We start from the raw sequence: 24,641 nt of genomic DNA, 5'->3' as shown, positions 1-24,641 counted from the left end.
TGAGGTGAGCACGGGGCCCTAAGGTGGTCATCGAGGACGCGGCGGCGGGCGAGGTGCACGCGGTCCGGGCGCGCGTCGACCACCTCACGCTCCTGCGCTACAACGTGCGCGGCGACCGCCCAGGCACGGTCTCTGTCTCGCAGGAATACCGCCTCACCCTCCTCGACACCGCCGCCGACGCGATCCCGCTCCGCACCGACAGAACCGAACTCGCCCGAGCCGGTGCGGTGTTGCGGGGCGCCGAAGGCTGGCTGATCTTCGCCCGCCGCCACAAACTGATCGAAGGGGCGCAGCCGGTGGCATGCGTCGCCGACCGCGACGGCACCACGGTCCATGGCCTGACCGGCCCCCCAGGAGGTCAGCTACCGCACCGCCACGGCCAGCGCCCGCGAACTCCGTCCCACCTCCCGTGCCCGTACGACTCATCTGGTGCCCCGCACCGCGAAGTTCCGCGCGCGTATACACGTCCCGATCATGGCCGGCGCCCCCCTCGCCACCTCCGACCTGGCCGGTCTTCTCTCTCCCTGGCCCCTGTGTGCTGGCGGGAGCGGCGGTGGTGACCGGGGTGCTGCGCGGGACACCCGCGACGATGGACACGGTGGTCACGGACACGGACACGGACACGGACACGGACACGGACACGGACACGGAGCGGACGGTGCGGGAGGACTCGGATCCGAAAACGTGTGAGCGGTGAGCGGGGCGCGCCGACGATCGGCTGGCCGACTGCGACCATCTGCGGCTGGCGACTTGGACGACCGCCGCTGGTTCCAGTTCCCGCAGGGCACCGACCCGCTCTTGCAGGCCTACGCCGCGTGGTGGCGGTGCGGAACGAGGGTGACACCAACCCCTTGTTCCGCTCGTTCATCGAGACCGCGACAGCGGCATACCACCACACTCAGCAGCCACCACTCACCACTCACCACTCAGCAGCCAGCAGCCAGCAGCCCGGCGTCCGGCAGGACACCCTCGTGCCCATCGGCCGGCCGCCCGGACCTACCCCTCTTCGGCCCCTCGATCGGCGGCTTCGTTGGCGCGGTCGATCTCGGCCATGTGCTCCTCCGCCCAGGTGCGCAGCCCCGCGAGCGCGCCCTCCAGGGACAGGCCGAGTTCGGTGAGCCGGTAGAAGACGCGCGGCGGCACGGCCGGTTCGACCCGGCGTGACACCAGCCCGTCGCGCGTCAGGCTTCGCAGCGTCACCGACAACATCTTCTGCGAGACGCCCGGCATCCGGCGCCGCAGCTCCGCGAAGCGCACGTCGTCCGGTGCGGCGTCCGCGAGCGTCTTGACGGCCATGGACGTCCACTTCGTGCCAATGCGATCCAGCAACCGCCGCGTCGGACACTGGGGATCGAACAGATCGCCGCGGGCCCCGCGACCGGCGGCCTCGGCTCCTCCAGTGGTCACCTGTGGCTCACCACCTTCCCTGAAAGTGCCGTCTAGGCGGCGGGCAGCAAGTTACCTATCGTTTGGTGGTCACCAATGGTAACCACCAAGGGATGCCGTCCGGTCCGCTGGTCCGCGAAGGAGACGTCTTGATCGCCACCACCGCACACCGCCTGCACCGCATCACCACGAACGGGGTCCGGCTCAACGTCGCGATCGCGGGGGACGGGCCCGCGGTCCTGCTGCTGCACGGCTTCCCGCACACCTGGCAACTGTGGAGCGCCATCTTGGACCGGCTGGCCGGGCAGTACCGGGTCATCGCCCCTGACCTGCGTGGTTTCGGCGCCAGTGCGCGAGCCGACGAGGGCTACGACGCGGGCACCCTGGCCGCCGACGCCGAAGGGCTGCTCGACGCACTCGGTGAGCCCTCGGCGGCGGTGGTCGGCATCGACGCGGGCACCGCCCCCGCCGTCCTGCTCGCGCTGCGCCGACCCCACCTCGTCCGGCGCCTCGTCGTGATGGAGGCCCTGCTCGGCCACCTGCCCGGAGCGGAGCACGTCGTCGCGGGCGGCGCCCCGTGGTGGTTCGGCTTCCATGCCGTCCCCGGCCTCGCCGAGACCGTCCTGGTCGGCAACGAAGCGCCGTACATCGACTGGTTCCTCGACTCGGGGACGCTGGGGCGCGGAGTGCCCGATGACATCCGGGCGGCCTTCGTCCACGCGTACACCGGGAGCGAAGCCCTGCGCTGCGCCTTCTCCTACTACCGGGCCCTCCCCACGAGCGCGCGACAGATGGAGGACGCCGTCGCGACGGCCCGGCTGACGATGCCCACCATGACTGTCGGCTCCCACCCCGTCGGCATCGGCCTCGAACGCCAACTTCGCCCCCACGCCGACGACTTGACCGGACACCACCTTCGGGACTGCGGCCACATCATCCCCCTGGACCGCCCTGACGCACTGCTGGCGCTCTTGGCCCCCTTCCTGGCCGCCGACCTGCCGAAGTGACGGAAGCGGGGCGCGCGATCATGGCGGCGGCCTGGCGGCCTGGCGGCCCGGCGGGCCTGAGGGGCCCCTCAGCCGATTCCGCTCCCCACTCGCACCAGCCCCCATTCATAGGCCACGATCACGGCCTGCGCCCGGTCCCGTAGTTCCAGCTTGGCGAAGAGCCGGTTGATATGTGTCTTCACGGTGTGGTCCGTGATCGTGAGCCGGGCCGCGATCTCCGCGTTGGACAGCCCCCGGGCGATCAGTGTGAGCACTTCCGCCTCACGGGCCGTCAGTTCTCCGACGGAGTGCACCGGTAGCCGCGACGCACGCGCGTGCACGAACTCGCTGATCACCCGCTTGGTGATCTCGGGGGAGAGCAGCGAGTTCCCGGCCGCCACCACCCGCACCGCGTGCAGCAGTTCGGGGAACGTGGCGTCCTTGAGCAGGAAGCCGCCCGCTCCCGCCGCGAGCGCGTCGTACACGTACTCGTCGAGACCGAACGTCGTCAGCATGAGGACCTTCGTCGCGCCGCCGGACCCGGCCAGTATCTCGCGGGCCGCCTCGATGCCGTTCTTGTGCGGCATGCGGATATCGAGGAGCGCGAGATCGGGCCGGGTCTCGGCGGCGACACGCACCGCGTGTGCCCCGTCCTCGGCCTCGCCCACGACCTCGATGTCCTCCTGCGTGTTGAGGAGGTTCACGAAGCCGGTGCGGACGACCGCCTGGTCGTCGGCGACCAACGCCCTGATCACGGCACCCGTCCCCTTCATCGTCCCCATCATTCCGCCGCCTGCCAGGGGAGTTCCGCCTCCACCAGGAACCCGCCGTCCGGACCCGCGCCCGCGCTGAGCCGGCCGCCCACCAGGGCCGCGCGCTCCCGCATCCCGGTCAGCCCGTGTCCCGCGCCCGGTCCGGGACCAGGGCCCGGGCCGTCGTCGTGAATGCGCAGGGTGAGCAGCCGGTCGACGCCGTAATCGATCTCCACCAGGGTACGGGCGCCGGGCGCGTGCCTGCGCGCGTTGGTCAGCGCCTCCTGAGTGATCCGGTAGGCGGACAACTCCCACGCCGCGGGCAGCACCACCCGCTCCCCGCTGACTTTCAACTCGGCCTCGCCGCCCACCGCCCGGTGCTGCTCGATCAACTCGGAGAGGTGGTCCAGCGTCGGCTGCGGGCCGGTGAGCGCCGCGTCCTCCTGGCCCTGAGGCGTGCGCAGGACTCCCAGCAGGCGGCGCAGTTCGGCCATCGAGGAGCGGGCGGTACCGGCGATCTGCTGGAAACCCTCGCGGGCCTCGCGGGTGAGCCCAGGGGTGGTGTAGGTGGCACTCTCGGCCTGCACAGCGATCATCGACACCGAGTGCGAGACGATGTCGTGCAACTCCCGGGCGATGGCGGCCCGCTCGGCCTCGGCGGCCTGCTGCCGTTCCATCGCGATCAACCGGTCGTGGGCCCGGTTGCGTTCGAGGCGGCTCTGCTCGCGGGAACGTACCGCGTCGCCCATCATCACCGCCGCGAAGATGACCACGGTCAGCAGGAACGACTCGGCGAAGAGGCTCAGCGAGCCCTTCTCCCAGAGCGCGGGCACCGGCAGATCCATCCGGGACCAGGTGTTGATGTGCACCAGATTCACACAGACCGCCCCGAGGGCGCCGCCCGCGACGGTCACCGCGGGGTGCAGCACCCGGTCGCGGCCCAGGGTGTAGCAGCCGATCAGCCCGCTCATCATGATCGACAGGTACAGGTTGACGTCTCCGGCGAACCCGATCAGCCCCGCGGCGACCGTGAGCACCGCCACGGGAGGGAAGGCGCGCCGCCACATCAATGACGCCGAGGAGACGAGAACGCCGACCGTGGTCGTCACGGACCCGGGAATGGCGAACAACTCCGCCACGGCGCCGACGGTCAGGACACCACCGGTGACCCAGGGGTACGCGGGTGAGGCGATCCACGAGCGGATCCGCTGCTGAAGGGACGTACGCATCCGTCCATGGTCCGTGCCGACGCGGGCGCGCGCGTCACCGCACGGGTGGAGTCTCGCGCCGCATGTCATGCCACGGGTTGAGTCTCACCTGCGGAGCCTCGGTTGACGCCGTCCCACCTGCCGGTTTCTACCGTCGATGGACATGGCGAAGAGTCTTGAACACCGCGTGCGACACCTGCACTTCCTGCGCCGCGAGCGCCGCGAGCGCCGCGAGCCCTACGAGCCCTACGAGCCCTACGAGCGGTATGCGTGGTCCGGTTGCGCGGTCGTCGCGTCGGTGCTCGCCCTGACCTCGGACCTGAGACCACATCAGGTGTGGGGTGTCCTGGCGGGCACGGGTTACGCGGTCGCGGCTGTCCTCGCCCGGGGTGCGCGCATCCGCTCCACCGCTCCGAATGCGCGCATCCGCTCCACCGCCCGGGTGGCCGCGGTGGTGGGGGCCGTGGTCGTGCCGCTCGTCCTGCTGGTGGCGGCCGGGCTCCGGCAGTCGGAGGTCGCGGTCGTCGAGCGGTCGGGGCATCTCCTGCTGACGACGGGCAGCCCGTACGTCACCCACCCCACAGCCGTTGCGGACTTCAACCCCTACCTCCCGGGGATGGCCTTCTTCGGTGTGCTGCCCGGGGACACCCGTTGGTGGATGGGGGGCCTCTTCGTCGCAGCGCTCACCGCGGCTGGTCTCCGGGCTTGGCTCGTTGCCTGCCCACTGATCGCACTGCCCCTGGCGGTGGGCGGGATCGACCTTCCGGTCGTCGGCCTCATGTGCCTGGGCGTCGCACTCGCCGGGCAGGGGCGTGCGGCGCGGGCGGGCCTGGTGCTCGGTGTCGCCTCCGCGCTCAAGTGGACGGCGTGGCCCGCGCTGCCCGCGACACTGGCGTTGCTCGCCGTGTGCCGGGGGAGGCGCACAGCATGGCGCTTCTCTGCCGTCACCCTGCCCACCGCGACGGCGGCGGTGCTGCCCTTCGCCCTCCACGACCCCGCGGGCTTCTACCGGAGCGTCATCGCCTTCCCGTTGGGCCTCACCGACACCATCTCGCCCGCCGCGAGCCCGCTGCCCGGCCACCTGCTCGCCACCTACCTGCCCGGCGGCCGGGAGCTCGCTCTCGCGCTCCTCGCGGCGGGCGCGTTGCTGCTCGCGGGATCGCTGGTGGTGCGGCCACCCCGCACACCGGCCGCGCTGGCCACCCGCCTCGCGGTCGGACTGAGCCTGGCGACGGCCCTGATGCCCGCGACCCGCTTCGGATACCTGATCTATCCGCTGCTGCTCGGGGCGCTGGCGTACCGGACGACAGAGCGCCGGACCGTCCCCGTCGACATCCCTGTCGCCCCTACCTCCACCTCTGCCCCTACCTCCACCTCTGCTCCTACCTCCACCTCTGCTCCTACCTCCACCTCTGCTCCTACCTCCACCTCTGTCCCTACCTCCACCTCTGTCCCTACCTCTGCCCCTGTCCCCGCTTTTTTGGAGAAGACCCCCGTATGACGCGCAACTCCCGTCCCCGCACGCTGATCGTCACCAACGACTTCCCGCCCAGGCAGGGTGGCATCGAGACGTTCGTCCGGGAACTGGCCGACCGGTTCCCGCCCGACGACGTCATCGTCTTCACCTCGTCCCCGGACCCTGCCACCGCGGCATCGGCACACGACGAGTCCTTTCCCTACCCAGTGATCCGCCACCCCGTACGCACCCTGTTGCCCACCCCCAAGACCTGCGCGCACGCCGCGTCCGTGGCCCGCCAATTCGGCTGCGACCGGGTGTGGTTCGGCGCGGCGGCCCCCCTCGCCCTGATGACGGGCCGATTGCGGCGGACGACGGACATCCGTACCGCCGTCGCCACCACCCATGGCCACGAGGTGTGGTGGGCCCGCACCCCCGGCGCCAGACACCTGCTGCGCCGCATCGGCACGGAGGTCGACGTCCTCACCTGGCTGGGGTCGAACACCCGTCTGCCGATCGAGGCGGCCCTGGCCCCCGGCGCGCGCACCGCGCGTCTGGTGCCCGGCGTGGACACCACGCTCTTCCACCCTCGCCTGGACGGAGCCCCGGTACGGGCCCGTTACGGCCTCGGCCGCCGCCCGGTGATCCTCTGCGCCGCCCGCCTGGTCCCGCGCAAGGGCCAGGATGTCCTGATCAGGGCACTGCCGTGGATCCGCAGGGCGGTCCCGGACGCCATGCTCCTCCTGGTCGGCGACGGCCCCTACGCCCCCGAACTACGCCGACTCGCGCAGGCCGAAGGCGTACAGGACTCGGTCGTCTTCGCAGGCGGCCACCCTCACCACACCCTCCCCGCCTTCTACGCGGCCGCCGATGCCTTCGCCATGCCCTGCCGCAGCCGTAGGCGTGGCCTGGAGGTGGAGGGGCTGGGCATCGTCTACCTGGAGGCCGCCGCGTCCGGACTTCCCGTCCTGGCAGGTGACTCGGGCGGCGCTCCCGACGCGGTACGTGACGGCGAGACCGGATACGTGGTCGACGGCCACTCGGTGGCGGCGACGGCGGACCGCCTGACCCGGCTCCTCCGCACCCCCGAACTCGCCCACGGCATGGGGGAAAAGGGCCGCCTCTGGGTGCGGACGGAATGGACGTGGGACCGGTCCTTCGCGGCTCTGTCGAGCCTGCTCCGGACGGCGGAAACGGCGGGTGCAACAGGAACTGCGGGCGTAACGGGAACGACGGGGGCGCTGGGGGAGGCGACGTAGGGGGCTGCTCAGGCTCATGAAGGGCGACAGCGTCTGCCCGCGTCAACTGCCGTGCACGGTGCGGGCATGACGGGGCGACGGGCTCATCGTGGGGCGGAGTTGCGGTAGCGCGGGGCGAGGGTGCTGGTGGACAAGGAGCGCAGACCGGTTTCCGCGGCGGTGACGCGGTCCACCGCCGCGCCGTCGACCAAACCCGGCACGCAGACCACTTCTCCCGTCTCCAACGCCCTGAGCGAAGCGGTCACCACATCCTCGACGGGCATGCCTCCATCGTCATGTACACGCGCCCGCTCACCGCTCACCGGCTCTTGCCCCTGGGTGAGGTGGAACTCGGTCGCGGTCAGGCCGGGGCACAGCACCTGCACCTGGACCGGGGACGCGTCGAGCTCGGCGGCGAGGGTGCGGGTGAAGGTGACTACGTAGCCCTTGGTTCCGCCGTAGACCGGTCGGGTCGGCAGAGGGCCGGGCGGCAGCGACCCGGCGAAGGCGAGGGTGGAGGCGACATTGACCACTGAGCCACGGCCGCGAGCCAGCATGCCCGGCACAGTCGCGCGCGCGAGCCGGGTGACCGCCACCACGTTCACGGCGAGCACCTTCTCCAGCAGGGCGGGATCGGTCTCGGCGAAGGGGCCGTAGCCGTTGATGCCCGCGTTGTTCACCAACATCTCGATGTCGTCCTCGGCGGCCCGCCGGACGACCCGGTCCAAGTCGCCGGTGTCACTCAGGTCCGCACCGAGGGTTTCCACGCGCACGCCGTGTTTCTCGGTCAGCTCCGCGGCCAGCGCCCGCAGGCGCTCCGCGCGACGGGCGACCAGCACGAGGTCGCGGCCGACGGCGGCGAGCCGTCGCGCGTAGGCCGCGCCGATACCCGAGGAGGCGCCGGTCACGAGGGCGGTGCCCCTGGCGGGCGTGACGGGAGACGATTCCGGGTGAGTGGTCATGGTCCTCCTTTTTGCGGATGCTATGCCAGAGGCGTCCCTCGGGCCGGGACCGTGAGGCCGCCGCAGCACATGAGCCGCCCTCGAATCACTGACGGGTGATCTTGTGGACCGTGGTGTCGTCGGGGTCCAGTCGGCGGCCGTCCGCTGCGCGTACTTCCAGTGGGCGAAGGGGTTGTCCCTGCTCGCGGTCGAGCAGGTGTGAGCGTGGTTCGTCGGGGGCGAAGAAGTTCCGTTCTCCCCACTGGCGCAGCGCCACGATGACGGGGAAGAGCTCCTTGCCCTTCGGAGTCAGTACGTATTCGCGGTACGCACTGCCGTCGGACGCGGGGACGGTTTCGAGGACGCCGCCGGCGACCAGGGCCCGGAGCCGTGCGGTGAGGATGTTCTTCGCCACGCCGAGACTGCGCTGGAACTCCCCGAAGCGTCGGCTTCCGTCGAAGGCGTCCCGCACGATCAGCAGGGACCACCAGTCGCCGATCGCGTCCACCGACCGGGCAACGGGACATTCGCTGTCGTCAAAGCGCGTCCTGCGCACCATGGCCCTCGCCCTTCTCGCCCGCTCATGCACGTGCTCCGGTCTCGTCATCGGCCGGTTGCAACATGCTACCAAGCGGCGCTACCGTCATGCCGATCGCGCACTAGTTGCAAGTTGAAACCAGAAGTGGGAAGGGTGGACCGCCGATGTCTGACGACCGCGACCTTGCGAGAGCACCGGCCGAGAGGCGAGGCAGGGAGGGGAGTTCCGCGTTCGTCCTGTCCCGGGGTGTCGTCGCCCTGTTCGCCGTCGCCTGCGGAGCCGCCGTGGCCAACGTCTACTTCTCCCAGCCGCTCCTGGTGACCATGGGCCACGACCTCGGCATGAGCCCGGCCCTCGTCGGCAGCGTCGTCACCCTCACCCATGTCGGATACGGGCTCGGGCTGTTCTTCCTCGTACCGCTCGGCGACGTGACCGACCGCAGACGGCTCATCGTGACCCAACTCCTCCTGCTCGTCGCGGCCTTGGCCGTGGTGGCCGCCGCGCGCACGGCCGCGATGCTGCTCGCGGGCCTGGCCGCGACGGGGCTTCTGGCGGTCGTCACGCAGACGTTGGTCGCCTTCGCGGCCTCGTTGGCGCCCGCCTCCGGACGCGGCCGGGTCGTCGGTCTGGTCACCAGCGGCGTGGTCACCGGCATCCTTCTCGCCCGCACCGCCTCCGGCCTCCTGGCCGATCTCGCGGGCTGGCGCTCCGTCTACGTCGCCTCGGCGGCGCTCACCGCCCTGCTGGCGCTGGTTCTGCACCGAGTACTGCCGAGCAGCGGCGCCGCGGCGCCGACCGCCCACGGCCTGCGGTACGGACAGCTCCTGCGCTCCACCGTCACCCTCTTCGCGCGGGAACGACTGCTGCGGCTCCGGGCCCTGTTCGGCCTGCTGGTCTTCGCTGCCTTCAGCACCCTGTGGAGCAGCGTCGCGTTGCCGCTCAGCGAGGCTCCCTACTACCTTTCGCACAGTGCGATCGGGGCGCTGGGCCTCGTCGGTGTGGCGGGCGCACTGGCCGCGAGCGTGGCCGGCCGCCTGAACGACGGCGGCCACTCCCGCCGGACCACCGGCATCGCCCTGGCGCTGCTCGCCGCGTCCTGGGTGCCGTTGGCCCTCACCCGCAGTTCGCTGTGGGCCCTGATCGTCGGAGTGGTCCTGCTCGACCTCGCCGTGCAGGCGGTCCATGTCACCAACCAGACCCTGATCTACGCACTGCATCCGGACGCGGGCAGCCGTCTGATCGGCGGCTACATGGTCTTCTACTCGATCGGCAGCGCGACCGGCGCCATCGCCGCGACGTCCCTCTACGCGGCGGCCGGGTGGGGAGCCGTATGTGTGCTGGGAGCGGCGTTCAGTTGCCTGGGGTTGCTCCTGTGGGTGCTGTACCGCGTCGCCGCGGACGGCCCCGGACCAGGCCGGACGTAGTCATGGCCGAGGAGGCGTCTTCCTCCCGCCCGATCCGCACCCACCCGCGCAAGCCGCGTTCGGACGGTGCTGATCGCTCAGCCCCAGGTGAGCGGATCGAGAATGATGTTGGGCAGGCGCAGGTCCCCGTGGCAGACGACCGTGTCGGCGGCTTCCTGCTCGCGTCGCCGTGAGACCTGCCGGGTGAGGCGGTCCAGCAGCTCCACGGCGGGCGTCTGCCGCTGGTCGACGGGGAGGAACTCGGGGTTGTCGACGGGCAGGAACTCGGGGCTGACGGCGTCACGGCTCACGACGTCGCGCGCCACGGCGACCATAGTGTCCGGATCCCGGTGGAAAGCGCACTGGGCCACAGGTACCTCGTACGGTCGGCGGACCGCGTCCGCGATGCGTTCTCAGGCCACTCGCAGTTCCTCAGCGGACACCTGATCAGCCGGTGTGCCGGGGACAGCACTCGTCACCAGACAGGCACCGGCGTCACCGGACTGCCAGTCGAGCACTCGGGGACCAAGCACACCCTGACCGCTCAGCCATACGACCCGGTCGCACTCGGCTTTCAGGTCGGCCGCATCCGCAGCGGGCACGCACTTGGCATACCGAGTGGCATCCGCGCTGCGAAAGACGGCCGCTCCCGACTCGCCCGCGGTGACAGGCGACCAGCCACCGTCATCTACGCCCAACAACACCGGCGCCATGGTCCGAGTTCCGCGACGCTCGCTCACGACGGCCACTCCAACGAGCCCGGCACACGGGATCCGGACCGCAGGACAACTGCCCGTACAAACGCGGCCTGTGTGCGGAGCAAGGTGTGAGGCGAACAGAACAGCCCGGACCGTCGTTGTCGGACGGGCGCGGGCGGCCTTGACGGACGCCCCGAACTACCGCACTGCCGTCGGTCCTGCGGTGGCCAGCAAGCTGCGGCTCGCCGTCAGGGCGAGGTGCGCGGTGAAGGTGTCGTGGTCCACGGCCTCGGTCGCGAAGTCCGCGCCGTGTGCGGTGCGCACGACGCACGCGGAGAAGGCCGTGGCGAAGCACTGCCGCGCGGCCGTCTCCGGGTCCGGGTGCGTGATCTGGTCGCGGACGCCGAGCAGGAGCGCGGTGAACATGTCGGCGAGGGTGTGGACGTGGGAGCGGCCGCGGCGCAGCACCTCCGGGTGGGCGCCGGACAGCAGGAGCACGGGCTTGAGGAACGCCGCGTGGCGCCGGAAAAGGTCCGTCAGGTGAGTCACCGCAGTGGTGATCAGTTCGTCCGCGGCCATGCCCTGCCAACGGTTCTGGTCGCGGAAGGCGGCCTGGTCGACGGCGACGCGGGCGATGCCGTGCTCGTAGACGGCGAGGAAGAGCGCGTCCTTGCTGGTCGTTCGGTCATACAGAGCCCGGGGCGCGACCTGTGCCTTCTCGCAGAGGGCCGCGATGGTGAACGCCTCGTAACCGCCCTCCTCGATGAGAGCGACACCGGCGTCCAGGATGCGGGCCCACGCGCGGCGCGTGCGTTCCTGGCGTGGCTCGCGGATCTCCAGGTCGTCGGCGCGGGGTGCGGTGTTGGGCATACGGACCATTCTCACCCCTGCTCCGGGGTGCTCCCGCGGCGAAAGCCGCCTCGCAGGCATTGACACATGGCCCGGTCGGACCGATCTAATGGCCCCCGGAACCGGAAGCGTAGTGCTCGCTACGCTTTTGGGATCCGGATGCCGCCCCGCTCACCCCCCAGGAGATGCCACATGTCGCACACCCCTCCCTCCCGACGGCCGGGCCGGGTCGCCGTGGTCGGCGCCGGACCCGCCGGTATGGCCGCCGCGCTCTCCGCCCACCAAGCGGGCCACGAGGTCACACTCTTCGAACGGCACTCCCAGGCCCGGCCGGCCGGCAACATCCTGAATCTGTGGCCCGCGCCCATCAAAGCCCTCGGCCTGCTCGGTGTGGACACCGAGGACCTCGGCGCCCCCTGTCAGAGCGAGTTCCGCAACATGCGCGGCAAGCGCCGGGTACGGGTCCGGCTGCCCGAGCATGTCGTGCGCGACTACGGTGGCGGCTTCATCGGGCTGCTGCGCCCGGACCTGTACGAGCGGCTGCTGGCCGCGCTCCCGCCGGGCGTGCTGCGTACCGGCCACGCGCTGGAGAAGGTGGAGCAGGACGACCACGCGGTCCGGCTGCACATGGACGACGGAACCGTGCACGAGGCCGACGTCCTCATCGGTGCCGATGGCATCAACTCCCTTGTCCGCCGCACCCTTTGGGGCGATTCCCCTATCCGCCCCCACGCCCTTCAGCTCTACGGCGGCTACACCTTCGACCGGGCCGTCCCCGCGCCTGGTGGGCTGTGCGTGCTGACGCACAGCCCGACCGTGCAGGGCGCCTGGACCGCCATCCGCAGCAAGGGCCGGGACGGCTTCCAGTGGTGGGTGCTCAGCGCCCACGACATCGACCGCCCGGTACCCGACGACATCCACCGCGCCGCCGCCCGTCTCGGCCGGGGCTTTCCCGCCCCGCTGCCGCAGCTCATCGCCGCGACCGACCCGGCCCATGTACAGAGTTGGCCCCTGCGTGATCGTAAGCCGCTCAAGCAGTGGTCGAAGGGACGCGTCACGTTGATAGGCGACGCCGCCCACCCCACCTCTCCCTACGCCGCCTACGGGGCCGGGATGGCGACCGAGGACGGCTACTTCCTCGGCCGGCGACTGGCGGGGGTCGACCTCACCGACGGGCAGGCTGTCCGTCGGGCTCTGCACGCCTTCGAGGCCCCCCGCAAGCCGCACACCGCCCGGCAGTCACAGACGGCCTGGGCGCTCGGCAAGGTCTTCCACCACGCACCGGCACCCCTGCGCCCGCTGCGCGATGCCGTCCTCGATCACACGCCGTTGCTCCAGAAGGTCGTCGGCGAGGGAACGCCGGGGGAGATCCTGAAGCAGTTGGAGGAGATCGACCGGGCAGAGCGGGAGTTCACCGCCGTACGAGATGCCGTACGAAATGCCGTACGAAATGCCGTACGAGATGCCGGACGCTGATCGCCGCCCCGCCACCGGGGTGGGCCCCGAGGCGACGACGTCACGGTGCCCTTCCCGAAGGGGTGGCCAGGTCAGGCGAGTTCGGCCGAGAGCCGTTGCAGAGTGGTGGCGTGGCCGAGAGGGCTGCCGCTCTCCACCCAGTGGGTGAGGGGTCCCGTGGCGAACAGCCCCGAACTGGCGAGAAGCCCGGCGCCGTGGACGCCTTCGCGATGGTCGAGGGACGCGGCACGGACGGTGAGGTGCTCGGTGACGAGCGGGATGCACCGCGCGTGCACCGTTGAGGAGACGAGGTCGACGAAGCGCGGACCGGTCCGCAGCACGCCTCCGCCCAGGACGAGCGCTCCGGGGTTGCAGAAGTTGACCAGGTTGGCGATGACGTCGGCGACCAGGCGGGACCGTGTGTCGATCATCTCCAGGGCCAGCGCGTCGCCGGTGACCGCGGCCGCACCGATCTCGCCGAGCGTCAGGCGGTCGGTCCTCTCCAGCACCTTGGTGAGGTAGGGGCTCTCCTCCACCCGGCGCATCGATTCCTCGAGCATCGACCAGCCGCTCGCGACGGCCTCCAGGCAACCGGTCCGGCCGCACCGGCAGACCGCTGACGGGTCGTCGGTGATGTGGGTGTGGCCGATGTCGCCCGCGGCTCCCCGGTCTCCGCGCAGCAGCCGGCCCCCGGCGACGAGCCCGGCGCCGATGCCGGTGCCGACCTTGATGAACAGCATGTCGCGACCGTCGTGCGGGGTTCCGTACGTCCACTCGCCCAAGGCCATCAGGTTCACGTCGTTGTCGACCCAGACAGGGGCGTCGTAGTGCTCGCGCAGCCATGAGCGAACCCCGAAGCCGTCCCAGCCGGGCATGATCGGCGGCGCGACCAGGCGGCCGGTGGCGAACTCGACCGGGCCCGGCACCCCGATCCCGATGGCCCATGGCCTGCCGAGGCCGGTCTTGAGGGCCAGGGCGGAGAACGCCGACTGCACGCGTTGCATCGTGGGCTCGGGCCCCGCTTCCACGCCCCAGTCCTCGTGGTGGGAGGCGAGGATCGCGCCGGAGAGATCCATGATCGCGGCGTGGAACTCGGACGCCCCGATGGCGGCGCTGTAAAGATGGCCCGCCTCGGCACGGAAACGCAGCGTCCGCGGTTGCCGTCCACCGGACGACGCGGCCAGCTCGCCGTCCTCCAGAAGCCCCAGCGCGAGGGCCTGCTCGACGCGCTGGGTGACGACCTTGCGGCTGAGGCCGGTCGTGGCGACCAGCTCGGGCCGGGTGGTCGCACGGCCCGAGCGGACAAAGTTGACCACTATGGCGAGGGGCGCCGCTTCGAGCGTCGGCAGGGTGGAGACCGGGGAGAACTGCGGCAGCCTTTCCGGTGGCGGAGCGCTGCCGATCGGGACCGGGCGGCCCATGTCTTCCCCGTTCGTCGTGTCCGCGATTGCCTTGTGACGCGATGTTACGACAGCGCCGACAGGCACCCACCACGGTGCCGGTCGGGCTGTCCATACGGCTGCGGACCACCGCGACGGCCGGTCCCAAGCCGCCGGTCAGGGCCGGTCAGGTGTGCCGAGCACCGTCACTGGTTGCCGAAGGCCGCGTCGAAGGAGGCCGTCGGCAACGGCCACAGCAGGGACCGCACGCGCCGGACCGCCTCGGCGGCTCCGCGCAGCCGGTCCATGCCGGCGTCCTCCCACTCGACGGAGACCGGCCCGGTGTAACCGATCGAGGCGAGGGCGCGGAAGGCGTCCTCCCAGGGCACGTCGCCGTGGCCGGTCGAGACGAAGTCCCAGCCCCGGCGCGGGTCGCCCCACGGCAGATGGGACCCGAGCACGCCCGAGCGTCCTGTGGCAGGCCGCAGGCGGGTGTCCTTGCAGTCGACGTGGTAGATGCGGTCGGCGAAGTCGGTGATGAAGCCGACCGTGTCGATGCCCTGCCACAGCATGTGCGAGGGGTCCCAGTTGAACCCGAAGGCGGCGCGGTGGCCGATGGCTTCCAGAGTACGGACGCACGTCCAGTGGTCATAGGCGATCTCCGCGGGATGCACTTCGTGGGCGAACCGCACGCCCTCATCGTCGAACACGTCGAGGATCGGGTTCCAGCGGCGGGCGAAATCCTCGTAGCCGTCGTCGATGACCGACTGGGGGACGGGCGGGAACATGGCGACGTAGGGCCAGATCTTCGACCCGGTGAAGCCCACGACGACGTCCGCGCCGAGCTTGCGGGCCACGCGGGCGGCGCGTTTCATGTCGTGCGCGGCGCGCTGCCGGACCCCTTCCGGATCGCCGTCCCCCCAGGTGTACGAGCGCACGATCGCCCGGTGCCGGAAGTCGATGGGGTCGTCGCAGACGGCCTGCCCGGTGAGGTGGTGGGAGATCGCCCAGCAGCGCAGCCCGTACCTGTCCAGGATGTCGAGCCTGCTGCGGAGGTAGGCGGGGTCGGCCTCGGCGCGCTTCAGGTCGAGGTGGTCGCCGGACGCGGCGATCTCCAGTCCGTCGTACCCCCACTCGCTGGCAAGCCGGGCGACCGTCTCGAAGGGCAGGTCCGCCCACTGACCCGTGAAGAGGGTGACGGGCTGACGGGCGGGAAGCCGCTGAGCCTCCGTCATGCCGCGAACTCCCGCTCGACGTAGGGGACTTCGGCCCAGGTTTCGGAAGTGGCGGAGGCGAGGACGGCCTCGGTGATCCGGGCGGCGCGCAGGCCGTCGGCGAAGCGGGGGAGCCCCTCGGTGGTCTCCCCGCGCAGCGCGGCGTAGGTGTCGGCCACGAAGTCCGTGAAGCACTCGTAGTAGCCCTGGGGGTGGCCCGCGGGCAAGGCGCCCCGGAACGGGGGCGGTGATCCGGGGCGCCCTGGATCGCGGGCCACGGTCCGGTTGACGTCCCGGCCGCCGATCCACAGGGTTTCCGGGGTCTCCTGCCGGAACGCGTAGCTGGCGTCCGGCCCGTCGAAGGAGAACGACAGGGCGTTCTTGCGGCCCGCGCTCGCCTGGCTGAGCACCACGCTGCCCAGCGCCCCGGTGTCGGTGGTGAAGGAGACGACCGCGCCGTCCTCGGTGGTGACGGGGGCCGGTGTGCCGTCGGGGCCGGGGCGAGTCGGTGCGGAGCGGCCGAACTGGGCGTGGACGCGGGCGATGCGCTGGCCCGTGACGAACTCGGCGAGATCGCACCAGTGGACGCCGATGTCGGCGAACGCGCGGCTGGGCCCGCCCGCTGCCGCGTCGACCCGCCAGTTCGTCCGTCCCGGGTCGGCCAGCCAGTCCTGGAGGTAGCTGCCGTGCAGCAGCCAGGGCGCGGCCGCTCCGGGCGCCTGGATCCTCGACCGCGCCTCGCGGACCGACGCGTAGTAGCGGTAGACGAACGGCACGGTGGCGACGAGCCCGCTCTCCTCGGCCAGCGCGGTCAGGTGGGCCGCGGTGGCCGCGTCCGTGGCGAGCGGCTTCTCGCACACGACCGAGCAGCCCGCCTTCAGCGCGGCCAGGACGAAGTCGGGGTGGGTGGCGTTGGGCGTGCAGACGTGCACGACGTCCACGCCGGCGTCCAGCGCCTCGTCCAGGGTGCCGAACCCTGCCCGCGCCCCGAACGCCACGGCGGCCGTACGCCCCTTTCCTGGGTCGGAGCCGACGACGGCGACCAGGTCACCGCCCGCGGCGACGATCGAACGGGAGTGGACGGCGCCCATGAAGCCGGTTCCGACCACGGCGGCGCGCACTGTGCGCATGAGACCTCGCTTCTCGTGCTGGGTGTTGCCTGCGGGAGCTTGCGTGCTGGGTGGGCCGAGGGGCGTCAGTGCCGACGCGCGTCGCTCTCCAGCTTTCGCAGCAGCGCGTGCTGTCGGCGGACCTGTTCGAGCGAGCGGTAAGGGATCCGGTCGCCCTCGTACTCGCTGGAGAGGTAACCGGTGTAGCCGTGCTCGACGAGCGTCGTGACGATCTCGTGCCACGGGATGTGCGGATCGGTGAGGTCGTCGGTGATGTCGAAGAACTTCGCCTGGATGAAGGCGACGTACGGCAGCACGGCCACCAGGTCCGCCATCGGCACGGCCAGCGGGCGGCGCCACCCGGCCTCCTGTGCCTCCTCGTCGAGCCCCGCGTGGTGTGCGTCGGTCGCGGCACGCTGGAAGACACCGGTGTCGATCAGCAACCGGAAGTGGTCGGTCTTTGTGCGCTCGATGAACGCGAGGTAGTCGTCGACGACCTCGTGCTTGATGGGGGTGGGGGCGTGGATCTCGGGACAGATGACGATGTCGAGTTCGGCCGCCCGGTCGAGGACGCGCTCGATGACCGCCTCCCAGATGGGGTGCGGCTTGAGCTCCATCGAGACCACACCGATCTTGGGGCGCAGGGTGGTGAAGCCGAGCGTGGAGGCCAGCTCCAGATCCCGGCGCAGGATGGTGACACCTTCGTCGACGGTCAGGTCGCGGTGCTGCCACATCCGTGAGTCGATCCAGGACCCGTAGTTGGTGGCGGTGAGACCGTGGCGCTCCAGACCCGCGTGCCAGTCGTCGATCCACCGGGTGTCCGGTGTCGGGTAGCCGCTGATGTTGCCCTCACCGAGGATCTCGATGCCGGTCGCGCCGAGGTCGGCGATCTCGGCCATGGCATCGTCGAGGGTGAGCAGGGTGTAGATGTCTCCGGTGTAGCTGTAGAGGGAGACGCCGTACTTCAGGGATGCGTGCTTCGAGGTGTCGTGTCCGCGCGTCACAGGAGCGTGACCTTTCGCTCGGCGTGGAAGACCGAGGGCTGGAACTCGGCCGGGATGTACGGGGCTTGCAGGGCGATGTCGACCTCCAGGAGGTGTACGCCCGCAGGGAGGCCGCCGGGGTGGGGGACGGTGATGGTGGCCGGTTCGTCGAGCTGCCAGCGCACATCGGTCGAGGTACGCAGTTCGGCGCAGGTGAACTCACGTCCCTGTAGCGTCCAGCGTGGTGTCTCGCGGTCCCAACGCAGGTCGCCGACCCGCACGGAGACGCCTTCGATGAGGCTGCCCCACAGCCCTCGGTAGTTGGGCATGCGCAGACGGAACTGGAAGCCGGTGGTCTTCCCGTCGGCGACGACGTTGCGTACGCCGCGGTTCTGGATGATGTCCCGGTCGAGCATGAAGCCTCCGGTGAGTCGGGGTGGGAGAAGGTGGCTGGGGGGAGTTCTCAGCTTTCGGCGGCTGCGATGCCGCGGGCGCCTGCGACGGCGAGGGCGACCGAGGTCAGCGTCGGATTGCAGGCGGTGGCGGTGGGGATGACTCCGTTCCCGGCGACGAACAGACCGCTCACGCCCCACACTTGACTGTTCGGGTCGCAGACCGAGGTGCCGTCGTCGGCGGTGCCCATCCGGACGGTGCCCTGGTAGTGCAGGGACGCGCCTGCCGGGAAGAGGAGCGGCGGGGTGTCGTCGAGTGGTTCACCGAGGGCGGCCGCCGCTCGCAGGATCTCGGTCCGTGCGCCGTCGACGGCGGCGTGGTCCGCCTCGGTGAGCCGGTAGTGAAGGTCCATCGCGGGCATGCCGTAGCCGTCGGTGTCGTCGTCCCGGAACGCGACCCGGTCCTCGGCCCGCAACTCCTTCGCGCAGAACCAGCCGAGCCCGACGACGGAACCGGGCTTCAGGTCGTCGTCGGCCAGCGGCACCGGCGAGGCGTCCAACTGCATGACCTGCCCGTGGTACGGGTGGGCGTCGGTGAAGGGCACCCAGGCCACGCCGCTGCTGGCCGTCACCCCCACGCCGTCGTCCGCCACCAGCGTACGGTCCGGCAGATCCCGCATGCGCACCGCGTACACGACCTGCGGCTGGTCGTTGAGGTAGCGGCCGAGCGCGGCGGGCCGGACGCCGGACGCGTACAGCAGTTGCGGGGTACGCAGACTGTCGCCGGCCACTACGACGTACCGGGCCGCGACCTCGTGGTCGGTGTCCGTGCGCCGGTCACGAATCCGCAGGCCGCGCACGGCTCGCCCGTTCGGCCCGCCCTCGGTCAGCAGGACCTGGGTCACCAGCGCTTCCGCGTGCAGCGAGAAGCGGGGGTTGGCCCGGGTGACGTCGCCGAACACCGTGTCCGCGCCGCACCACAGGAGTCGACCGTCCGGTGTGCGGTGCACGGCCATCGGCATCGGCTGGACCTGCCGGTCACCGACGCGGTCGTGGTCGAGTGCCACCGAGAGGCGTTTGCGGACCTCGTCGGCGAACGGCGCGTCGGCCAGTACCTCGGCGGAGACGTGCAGCAGCCGCTCGGCCTCGGCAAGCCACGTGCTCAACTCCGGTAGGAACGCGATGACTTCGCTGTCGCCGGGCCGCGGACACGCGCCGGTCCAGTGCGCGCCCATCCCGCCGACGTTGCTCGACATCGCGGCGGCGGGCAATCCGTCCTCGCCGCTTCCTTGTCGTCCCTCGCTCAGGAGGAACGTCCCCGGTCGCTGTAGCCTCGGCCGATCGCTCGCGTAGCCGTCCATCGTGTCGGTCGACACGGCCTCGACGAGGGGGCGCGGCCCCTCGGAAGCGCGCTGCGCCCGGGCCCGCTCCCCGCTGTCGACGATGTTCTTCACATGCGTGCCCGGCGGATCGCTGATCAGCGGCCCGGCCTCGAAAACGGCGAGCCGAAGGTGAGGCGCGAGCTCGCTCAGGGTCCGGGCGTAGGCGGCGCCCGCCGGACCGCTGCCGACGATCGCCACATCGACCTCGTCGGGAAATCCTGCACCCGCCTCGGGGGTGATGCGCTCGGCGGTACTGGCGGAACGGGGCATCCGGACCTCCTCAGGCGCCATGCGGATCGCGGCGCCGCGTTTCTCGGAACGATCGCGTCGGCAACGGCGAAGAGAAGCCCTTCTGCGCTGACGCGTTCACAGGCACAACTTATGGCCCTCTGGAACATAAGGCAAGAGTCGAAGTGAGAGCGACTCCCGTGAAGTCGAGATCACAGCGGATCTGTTCGGGGCATTGACTTAGGTCCGAGAGGAACACAAGATGCGCTTCAAGCCAGCCAGGCAACGACGCTGAGGTGAAGGACTCGATGATGAGCACCAGGCAGCCCAGAACGCCCGTCGAAGGTTCGGCGCAACCGAGCCCCGTCCGCGACGCCGACGCCACCGATGTGCCGCTCGACGCGGCGGACGACCCGCGGGCGGTGCGCCGCAGTGAACGGGGGGCCTTCGCCCTGGGAGACGTGGCGTCCAACCTGACGTGGACCACGATCTCCAGCTACCTGCTCTTCTTCTACACCGACGTCGCCGGGATCGTGGCGGGGACCGCCGGCACGCTGATGCTGGTCGCGCGACTGCTCGACGCCTTCTTCGACCCCGCGGTCGGTCTGGTCGTCGACCGTACGACCTCGCGGTGGGGGCGCGCCCGGCCCTATCTGCTGTTCGGTGCCCCGCTGCTCAGCGCGCTGACTTTGCTGACGTTTCTCACGCCGGGAGGCGGCGGTACGGCCGCCGTCGTCTACGCCTACGTGACGTTCGTGTTCGTCGGCCTGGCGTACTCACTGGTCAACGTCCCCTACGGCGCGCTCATGGCCATGGCGACACGGGACTCCGCGACACGTATGCAACTGGCGGGGATGCGCTCGTTCGGTGTCGGCATCGGACTCATCGTCGTCTCCACGGCGACCCAACCGCTGATCAGCCTGTTCGGCGGCTCGCCGACGTCGCGGTCCGGCTTCGCCTGGACCATCGCGCTCTACGCCGTGACCGGCATGCTCCTCTTCTGGGCGGTCTTCGGCCTCGTCGAGGAGCGGGTGCCGGTCGCGCCGCTCACCGGGGGCGGGCCCGGGATCGGGGCCTCCCTCAAGGCTCTGGCGCGCAACAGGCCCTGGCTGACCGTCTTCTCGTTCTCGATCCTGTCGTTCGCACGGCTCGGCATCATCACCGGCGGCACCGTGTACTTCGCCCTGCACGTACTGGACCGGCCCGCGGCCGTCTCGGTCATCCTGCTCGCCTTCTCCCTGTCCGCGGTGCTCGGTTCTCTGGTCACCGCGCGCATACTCCGCCTCCTGGGCCAGCGCCGGGGGATCCTGCTGGGCCTCATGGCGTGCATCGGCCTCAGCGCTCCGCTGTTCTTCCTGCGCGACGACCTCATCGCGTTCACGGTGGTGTTCTTCGCCGCCAACCTCGTGGGAGGGCTGGGGTTCGTCGCGGGGCCCGCGCTGGTGGCGGACACCGCGGAGTGGCACGAGTGGCGCAGCCGACGCCGTGACGAGGGCCTGCTGTTCGCGGGCTACAGCATGAGCACCAAGATCGGCGCCGCGCTCGGATCGGCCTGTCTGGCCTGGGGTCTGGCCGCCGTCGACTACCGCCCCGGCGCTGTCACTCCGCAGGTCAGCGACGGCATCACCCTGCTCTTCATCGGCCTGCCCATCCTCGTCGCGGCACTCCAGGCAGCGGTGATCGCCACGTACTCGCTGGAGGCGAAGCTGCCCGGCATCAAGGCGGACAACCTGCGCGTACGTGAGGGGCGGTAGCGCCGGGCGAAAGGGGTCAGGAGACCCCGGACGCGCCGGCAGGACGTCACACCGTCGGGGCGGGCGGGGCCCAACGTCGAGTCCGGGGCACCGCGTTGGAGACGCCGTAGTCCTGCCGGAGCTGCTCGGGGATGGCGTAATGCATGACGCGACCGCGTGTGAGGGAGGACAGTTCGAAGACGGTGGTGAGATGGCCGAGGCGGTCCAGCGCCCAGGCCCCGAGGGGGGAGCGGTCCTCGATGGTCTCCAGAACCCCGAGGAGGTGGGGGACGGCCTTGACGACGGTGTCCCAGCGGGTCCGGGGCACCTGGAGCCAGTCGGCACATGTGTCGCCGATGAGATGGCGGATGAGGGCGGAGACGATCGGGTCGAAGACGGTGCCGGGCACGACGTCCTCGTAGAGATCGATGAGTTGTCGGGTCAGATGTTCCCCCTCGGGGGAAGGTCCCATGTGCCGGATCATGTACAGGTCGAGGAACTGGCGTGCCGCATCGAGGGACTTCGGGACCGCGTCCTGGTCGACACCGAGCATGGCACCGACGACGCGCCAGGCGTAGTAGTAGGCCTCCGCCCCTTCCTGCGACATGTGGATGCCGAGGCGGTGCAGGCTGTCCAGGACGAGCAGCGAGAAGAACATCTGCCCGCCGATCATGTCCTCCTGGCAGATCGGCGTCCCGCTCAGGTCGGTGTCCCACTGCTCCTCGCGTCCGAGGTGGTGGCGGATGGAGGCATGCAGGAGACGGACCTTCTGCGCCGCGGGGATGAAGCGGCTGCCGGCTTCGAAGGCGTCGGGCTGCATCAGATAGACGGTGAACTGGCCGGTCTCGGCCATGCGTTTGGAGGGGTACTTCAGCCCGTGCGCGGCCGACAGCAGTTTCGCCACATGGGGGACGACATAGCAGGCGGGCATGGAGGCGAAGGACAGCGCCGTGGAGATGTGCACGTTGTTGTCGATGAAGAACAGGCGCGCCTTCTCCATCTCACCCCAGTCGACCCAGGCCGGCGGGGTGCTCGTGGCGTGCAGGTACTCCCGTGCGACGTCGGGCAGTCCGTCCGGCAGGGGAGCACCGGCAGTGGAGACATAGCGCATCAAGGTGTTGAACTTGCCCACCTCGCCGCGTTCGAAGAGCGTGGCGACGGTGGCGTCGGCGAGTTCGTCACCGGACCGGCGCAGGGCGTCCATCGACGCCTCGGTGTAGGTCATGGCAGGCCTTTCGCCTCTCATGGGGCTGTGTTCTCCGGGCTGTGCTGTCTGGGCTGCGGAGGTCTCGGCGGGCCGGTCAGGACGGGCGGACCGTCGCCGAATGCGCGAGAGAGGTCAGGACGGCGGCGGCAGGCGCGGGCACATCCAGTTCGTGCAGTGCGTCGAGGGCTTCTTCGACCCGCGCGGTGATCATGTCCTCGACGCGGTCATGGGTCCCGAGGCGGAGCATGATCTCGCGCACCGCGTGCACCGCGCTCTCCTGTGCGTCACGCCGTCCCAACAGCGCCCGAAGCTGCGTGCGGTCGTCCTCACCGGCGACGCGCCATGTCTCCGCCAGCACGGCCGTCGGCCGATGCCCGCGTACGTCGTCGGCGTTCGCCTTGCCGGTACGGTCCGGGTCCCCGAACAGGCCGAGGAGATCGTCCCGTAGCTGGAAGGCCTCGCCCAGCGGCAGCCCGTAGGCCGAGTAGCCCTCGCGCAGCCGCTGACCGCCACCGGCCAGAGCGCCGCCGATCAACAGGGGCTGCTCGACGGTGTACTTCGCGGTCTTGTACCGCACCACCTTCAGCGACGCCGCGATGTCCGGCTCGGACCCCGTGTGCAAGATCTCCAGGCACTCGCCCGCGATCAACTCACGGGCCAGCACTGCCCATAAGGGGCGCCCCCGGGCCAGGTAGGCGGCGGGCAGGCCGCTGGTGGTGAACAACTGCCCGGCCAACGACATCAGCAGGTCTCCCACCAACATCGCCAAGGACCTGGCGGAGGCGACGGTACGCGGACGACGTCGCAGGGCATCACGCAAGGCGATGTGTGCGGTAGGGTGGCCGTGCCGCAGCGGACTGTCGTCGATGAGATCGTCGTGCACGACGGCGGCGGCGTGCACCAACTCCATCGAGGCCGCCGCCCGCACCAGCGCGTCGCTGTCCGGCTGGCCCGCCGCCCGCCAACCCCAGTAACAGAACGCCGCGCGCAGCCTCTTACCGTCCCTGGCCGCTGCCCTCAGTTGCCCGGCCACCGGGGTCAGCGCCGGGTCGATCGCCGCGAACCGCTCGGCCTCCTCACCGACGAACTCATGGAGAACCCCGTCGACGCGGCGCTTGAACGTGGCCGCCTCCCACCGGTCAGACGTCATCGGCAGCCCGCCGAGCCCTCGCATGCCGGGCGAGAATCTCCAGGTGCGCCTCGGGAACCGCCGCGTACCGGTCCAGCACCAGACGCCCGCGCGCGACCAGATCATCCTCGGCCGCCGCAGCCAAGTCCGCCGTGTCCGAGCGCCGCAGCAGCCCCCGCACGGTGCTCAGCCCCGTGCCCACCGCGCTCACCGCCAGATCCGCCAACCCGGCGACCAGCAGGATCGCGTGCTCCTCCACGCCCCCACGTCGTTCCGCCCCTCGCGTCATGTCGCTCCCCACACCAGCGCGGCCGGCGCCGATTGCACGCCGTTCGCCTCCAGCATTCCGGCACATCTGACACAGAAGGGCCGAAACTCACGATCGGGTGATCGTTTCGCCCGGCCGTACGGATAGGCGGTGCGGAGGGAGCCGAGGCCGAGGTCAGGGCCGACCGGGCGCCTCGGCCAGGGACAGGCTGTTCCCGTCGGGGTCGAGCACGACGACGTGACGGACACCGTTGCCGTAGGTCTCGACGGGTTCGTGGTCGATCCCGTGTGCGGCCAGCCGGGCCAGGATGGCGTCCAGGTCGCTCACGCCGAGCGTGACCATGGCTCCGCCCACGCGCTCGGCGCGCACGTCCCGGTCGTCGACGACGATCCACGCATGCTCGTCGAGCCGCCACAGGTACTCGTCGCCGATGACCTCGTCCGCCGGGCGCCCCAGGAACGCCTCGTACCACTCCAGAGCCTTGCCACGGTCACGCACGCACATGACGCTGTACAGGTCCACTCAGCTCACTCCTCATGGTCGTCGCGGAAGCACCCGAAGCCGCCCGGCCCGCGTCCTACCCGGCCAGCCACTTGGCGGCGCCCTGCCCGACAAAGTGTCGGATGGACTTGTTCTTCTTCTCGTTCATGAGGCGAGGACCCGCAAGAAACGTAACTGACGGGACCGTGTCAGCGTTCGTCATCGGA

23 protein-coding genes and 2 pseudogenes are annotated in these 24,641 nt (G+C 70.7%); 8 read left to right on the top strand and 17 right to left on the bottom strand.

The features are described 5' to 3' along the window. Nucleotides 1-553: 553 nt before the first annotated feature. Together ACIRF8_RS32205 and ACIRF8_RS32200 are read left to right on the top strand one after the other, a co-directional pair. On the top strand, nt 554-697 hold the full coding sequence (locus ACIRF8_RS32205; protein WP_404220606.1) for a hypothetical protein: 144 nt from the start codon (nt 554-556) through the stop codon (nt 695-697). Between the two features lie 6 nt (nt 698-703). After that, a pseudogene (locus ACIRF8_RS32200) lies at nt 704-890 on the top strand (LysR family transcriptional regulator); the annotation flags it as partial. A gap of 106 nt (nt 891-996) precedes the next feature. Here the strand turns inward: ACIRF8_RS32200 and ACIRF8_RS32195 are convergent. After that, nucleotides 997-1,407, bottom strand: coding sequence for a winged helix-turn-helix transcriptional regulator (locus tag ACIRF8_RS32195; RefSeq protein ID WP_404220604.1), 411 nt, complete (start codon nt 1,405-1,407; stop codon nt 997-999). 128 nt (nt 1,408-1,535) lie between these two features. Between ACIRF8_RS32195 and ACIRF8_RS32190 the strand changes: the two genes are divergently transcribed. After that, on the top strand, nt 1,536-2,393 hold the full coding sequence (locus ACIRF8_RS32190; protein ID WP_404220602.1) for an alpha/beta fold hydrolase: 858 nt from the start codon (nt 1,536-1,538) through the stop codon (nt 2,391-2,393). Between the two features lie 68 nt (nt 2,394-2,461). On the opposite strand, the gene ACIRF8_RS32185 is transcribed toward ACIRF8_RS32190, so the two are convergent. Together ACIRF8_RS32185 and ACIRF8_RS32180 are read right to left on the bottom strand one after the other, a co-directional pair. Then, nucleotides 2,462-3,145 carry a response regulator gene (locus ACIRF8_RS32185; RefSeq protein WP_404220600.1) on the bottom strand — a complete coding sequence of 228 codons (684 nt, stop codon included), beginning with the start codon at nt 3,143-3,145 and terminating at the stop codon, nt 2,462-2,464. A gap of 8 nt (nt 3,146-3,153) precedes the next feature. Then, nucleotides 3,154-4,353 (bottom strand): sensor histidine kinase, encoded by a 1,200-nt coding sequence (locus tag ACIRF8_RS32180; protein WP_404220598.1) that lies wholly within the window; start codon nt 4,351-4,353, stop codon nt 3,154-3,156. Nucleotides 4,354-4,495: 142 nt separating this feature from the next. Here ACIRF8_RS32180 and ACIRF8_RS32175 point away from each other — a divergent pair, with 142 nt between their 5' ends. Then, nucleotides 4,496-5,833, top strand: coding sequence for a glycosyltransferase 87 family protein (locus ACIRF8_RS32175; protein WP_404220596.1), 1,338 nt, complete (start codon nt 4,496-4,498; stop codon nt 5,831-5,833). Beyond that, a complete protein-coding gene (locus tag ACIRF8_RS32170) occupies nt 5,830-7,047 on the top strand; it encodes a glycosyltransferase family 4 protein (protein ID WP_404220594.1) in 1,218 nt (405 codons plus the stop codon). The genes ACIRF8_RS32175 and ACIRF8_RS32170 overlap by 4 nt, the downstream gene beginning before the upstream one ends. Before the next feature lie 83 nt (nt 7,048-7,130). On the opposite strand, the gene ACIRF8_RS32165 is transcribed toward ACIRF8_RS32170, so the two are convergent. Beyond that, complete coding sequence (locus ACIRF8_RS32165) at nt 7,131-7,988, bottom strand: SDR family NAD(P)-dependent oxidoreductase (RefSeq protein WP_404220592.1); 858 nt, start codon at nt 7,986-7,988, stop codon at nt 7,131-7,133. Nucleotides 7,989-8,073: 85 nt separating this feature from the next. Beyond that, on the bottom strand, nt 8,074-8,526 hold the full coding sequence (locus tag ACIRF8_RS32160; protein WP_404220590.1) for a winged helix-turn-helix transcriptional regulator: 453 nt from the start codon (nt 8,524-8,526) through the stop codon (nt 8,074-8,076). Between the two features lie 143 nt (nt 8,527-8,669). Here ACIRF8_RS32160 and ACIRF8_RS32155 point away from each other — a divergent pair, with 143 nt between their 5' ends. Beyond that, on the top strand, nt 8,670-9,929 hold the full coding sequence (locus ACIRF8_RS32155) for an MFS transporter (RefSeq protein ID WP_404220588.1): 1,260 nt from the start codon (nt 8,670-8,672) through the stop codon (nt 9,927-9,929). 86 nt (nt 9,930-10,015) lie between these two features. On the opposite strand, the pseudogene ACIRF8_RS32150 reads toward ACIRF8_RS32155, so the two are convergent. Together ACIRF8_RS32150 and ACIRF8_RS32145 are read right to left on the bottom strand one after the other, a co-directional pair. Further along, a pseudogene (locus ACIRF8_RS32150) lies at nt 10,016-10,648 on the bottom strand (phosphotransferase); the annotation flags it as partial. Nucleotides 10,649-10,804: 156 nt separating this feature from the next. After that, nucleotides 10,805-11,476 (bottom strand): TetR/AcrR family transcriptional regulator, encoded by a 672-nt coding sequence (locus tag ACIRF8_RS32145; protein ID WP_404220586.1) that lies wholly within the window; start codon nt 11,474-11,476, stop codon nt 10,805-10,807. A 171-nt stretch (nt 11,477-11,647) separates the two neighbouring features. Here ACIRF8_RS32145 and ACIRF8_RS32140 point away from each other — a divergent pair, with 171 nt between their 5' ends. Continuing rightward, complete coding sequence (locus ACIRF8_RS32140; RefSeq protein WP_404220584.1) at nt 11,648-12,931, top strand: FAD-dependent oxidoreductase; 1,284 nt, start codon at nt 11,648-11,650, stop codon at nt 12,929-12,931. Nucleotides 12,932-13,002: 71 nt separating this feature from the next. Here ACIRF8_RS32140 and ACIRF8_RS32135 read toward each other — a convergent pair whose 3' ends face one another. The 6 genes from ACIRF8_RS32135 to ACIRF8_RS32110 all read right to left on the bottom strand — a co-directional run bounded on the left by ACIRF8_RS32135 (nt 13,003) and on the right by ACIRF8_RS32110 (nt 19,639). Beyond that, nucleotides 13,003-14,331 (bottom strand): ROK family protein, encoded by a 1,329-nt coding sequence (locus ACIRF8_RS32135; RefSeq protein WP_404220582.1) that lies wholly within the window; start codon nt 14,329-14,331, stop codon nt 13,003-13,005. Nucleotides 14,332-14,495: 164 nt separating this feature from the next. Next, nucleotides 14,496-15,524, bottom strand: a complete 1,029-nt coding sequence (locus ACIRF8_RS32130) for a sugar phosphate isomerase/epimerase family protein (protein ID WP_404220580.1) — start codon at nt 15,522-15,524, stop codon at nt 14,496-14,498. Then, a complete protein-coding gene (locus ACIRF8_RS32125) occupies nt 15,521-16,633 on the bottom strand; it encodes a Gfo/Idh/MocA family protein (protein WP_404220578.1) in 1,113 nt (370 codons plus the stop codon). Before ACIRF8_RS32125 ends, ACIRF8_RS32130 begins: the two co-directional genes overlap by 4 nt. 65 nt (nt 16,634-16,698) lie before the next feature. Next, nucleotides 16,699-17,616, bottom strand: coding sequence for a sugar phosphate isomerase/epimerase family protein (locus ACIRF8_RS32120; RefSeq protein WP_404220576.1), 918 nt, complete (start codon nt 17,614-17,616; stop codon nt 16,699-16,701). Continuing rightward, a complete protein-coding gene (locus ACIRF8_RS32115; protein ID WP_404220574.1) occupies nt 17,613-18,011 on the bottom strand; it encodes a DUF6379 domain-containing protein in 399 nt (132 codons plus the stop codon). The genes ACIRF8_RS32120 and ACIRF8_RS32115 overlap by 4 nt, the downstream gene beginning before the upstream one ends. Before the next feature lie 47 nt (nt 18,012-18,058). Continuing rightward, on the bottom strand, nt 18,059-19,639 hold the full coding sequence (locus ACIRF8_RS32110) for a GMC oxidoreductase (RefSeq protein ID WP_404220572.1): 1,581 nt from the start codon (nt 19,637-19,639) through the stop codon (nt 18,059-18,061). A 269-nt stretch (nt 19,640-19,908) separates the two neighbouring features. Here ACIRF8_RS32110 and ACIRF8_RS32105 point away from each other — a divergent pair, with 269 nt between their 5' ends. Next, nucleotides 19,909-21,351, top strand: coding sequence for an MFS transporter (locus ACIRF8_RS32105; protein WP_404220570.1), 1,443 nt, complete (start codon nt 19,909-19,911; stop codon nt 21,349-21,351). 46 nt (nt 21,352-21,397) lie between these two features. On the opposite strand, the gene ACIRF8_RS32100 is transcribed toward ACIRF8_RS32105, so the two are convergent. From ACIRF8_RS32100 to ACIRF8_RS32085, 4 genes are all read right to left on the bottom strand, one after another. Next, nucleotides 21,398-22,555, bottom strand: a complete 1,158-nt coding sequence (locus ACIRF8_RS32100; RefSeq protein ID WP_404220569.1) for an oxygenase MpaB family protein — start codon at nt 22,553-22,555, stop codon at nt 21,398-21,400. Nucleotides 22,556-22,631: 76 nt separating this feature from the next. Further along, nucleotides 22,632-23,687: a polyprenyl synthetase family protein gene (locus ACIRF8_RS32095; protein WP_404220567.1), complete on the bottom strand. Its 1,056-nt coding sequence runs from the start codon at nt 23,685-23,687 to the stop codon at nt 22,632-22,634. Further along, nucleotides 23,677-23,955 carry a polyprenyl synthetase gene (locus tag ACIRF8_RS32090; protein ID WP_404220565.1) on the bottom strand — a complete coding sequence of 93 codons (279 nt, stop codon included), beginning with the start codon at nt 23,953-23,955 and terminating at the stop codon, nt 23,677-23,679. Before ACIRF8_RS32090 ends, ACIRF8_RS32095 begins: the two co-directional genes overlap by 11 nt. A gap of 153 nt (nt 23,956-24,108) precedes the next feature. Then, a complete protein-coding gene (locus tag ACIRF8_RS32085; RefSeq protein ID WP_404220563.1) occupies nt 24,109-24,456 on the bottom strand; it encodes a VOC family protein in 348 nt (115 codons plus the stop codon). Between the last annotated feature and the right edge of the window lie 185 nt (nt 24,457-24,641).

The organism is Streptomyces sp. NPDC102406 (genome assembly GCF_044765725.1).
In the GTDB taxonomy this organism is placed as follows: domain Bacteria; phylum Actinomycetota; class Actinomycetes; order Streptomycetales; family Streptomycetaceae; genus Streptomyces.
This window is presented reverse-complemented; position numbering and strand designations above follow the sequence as displayed.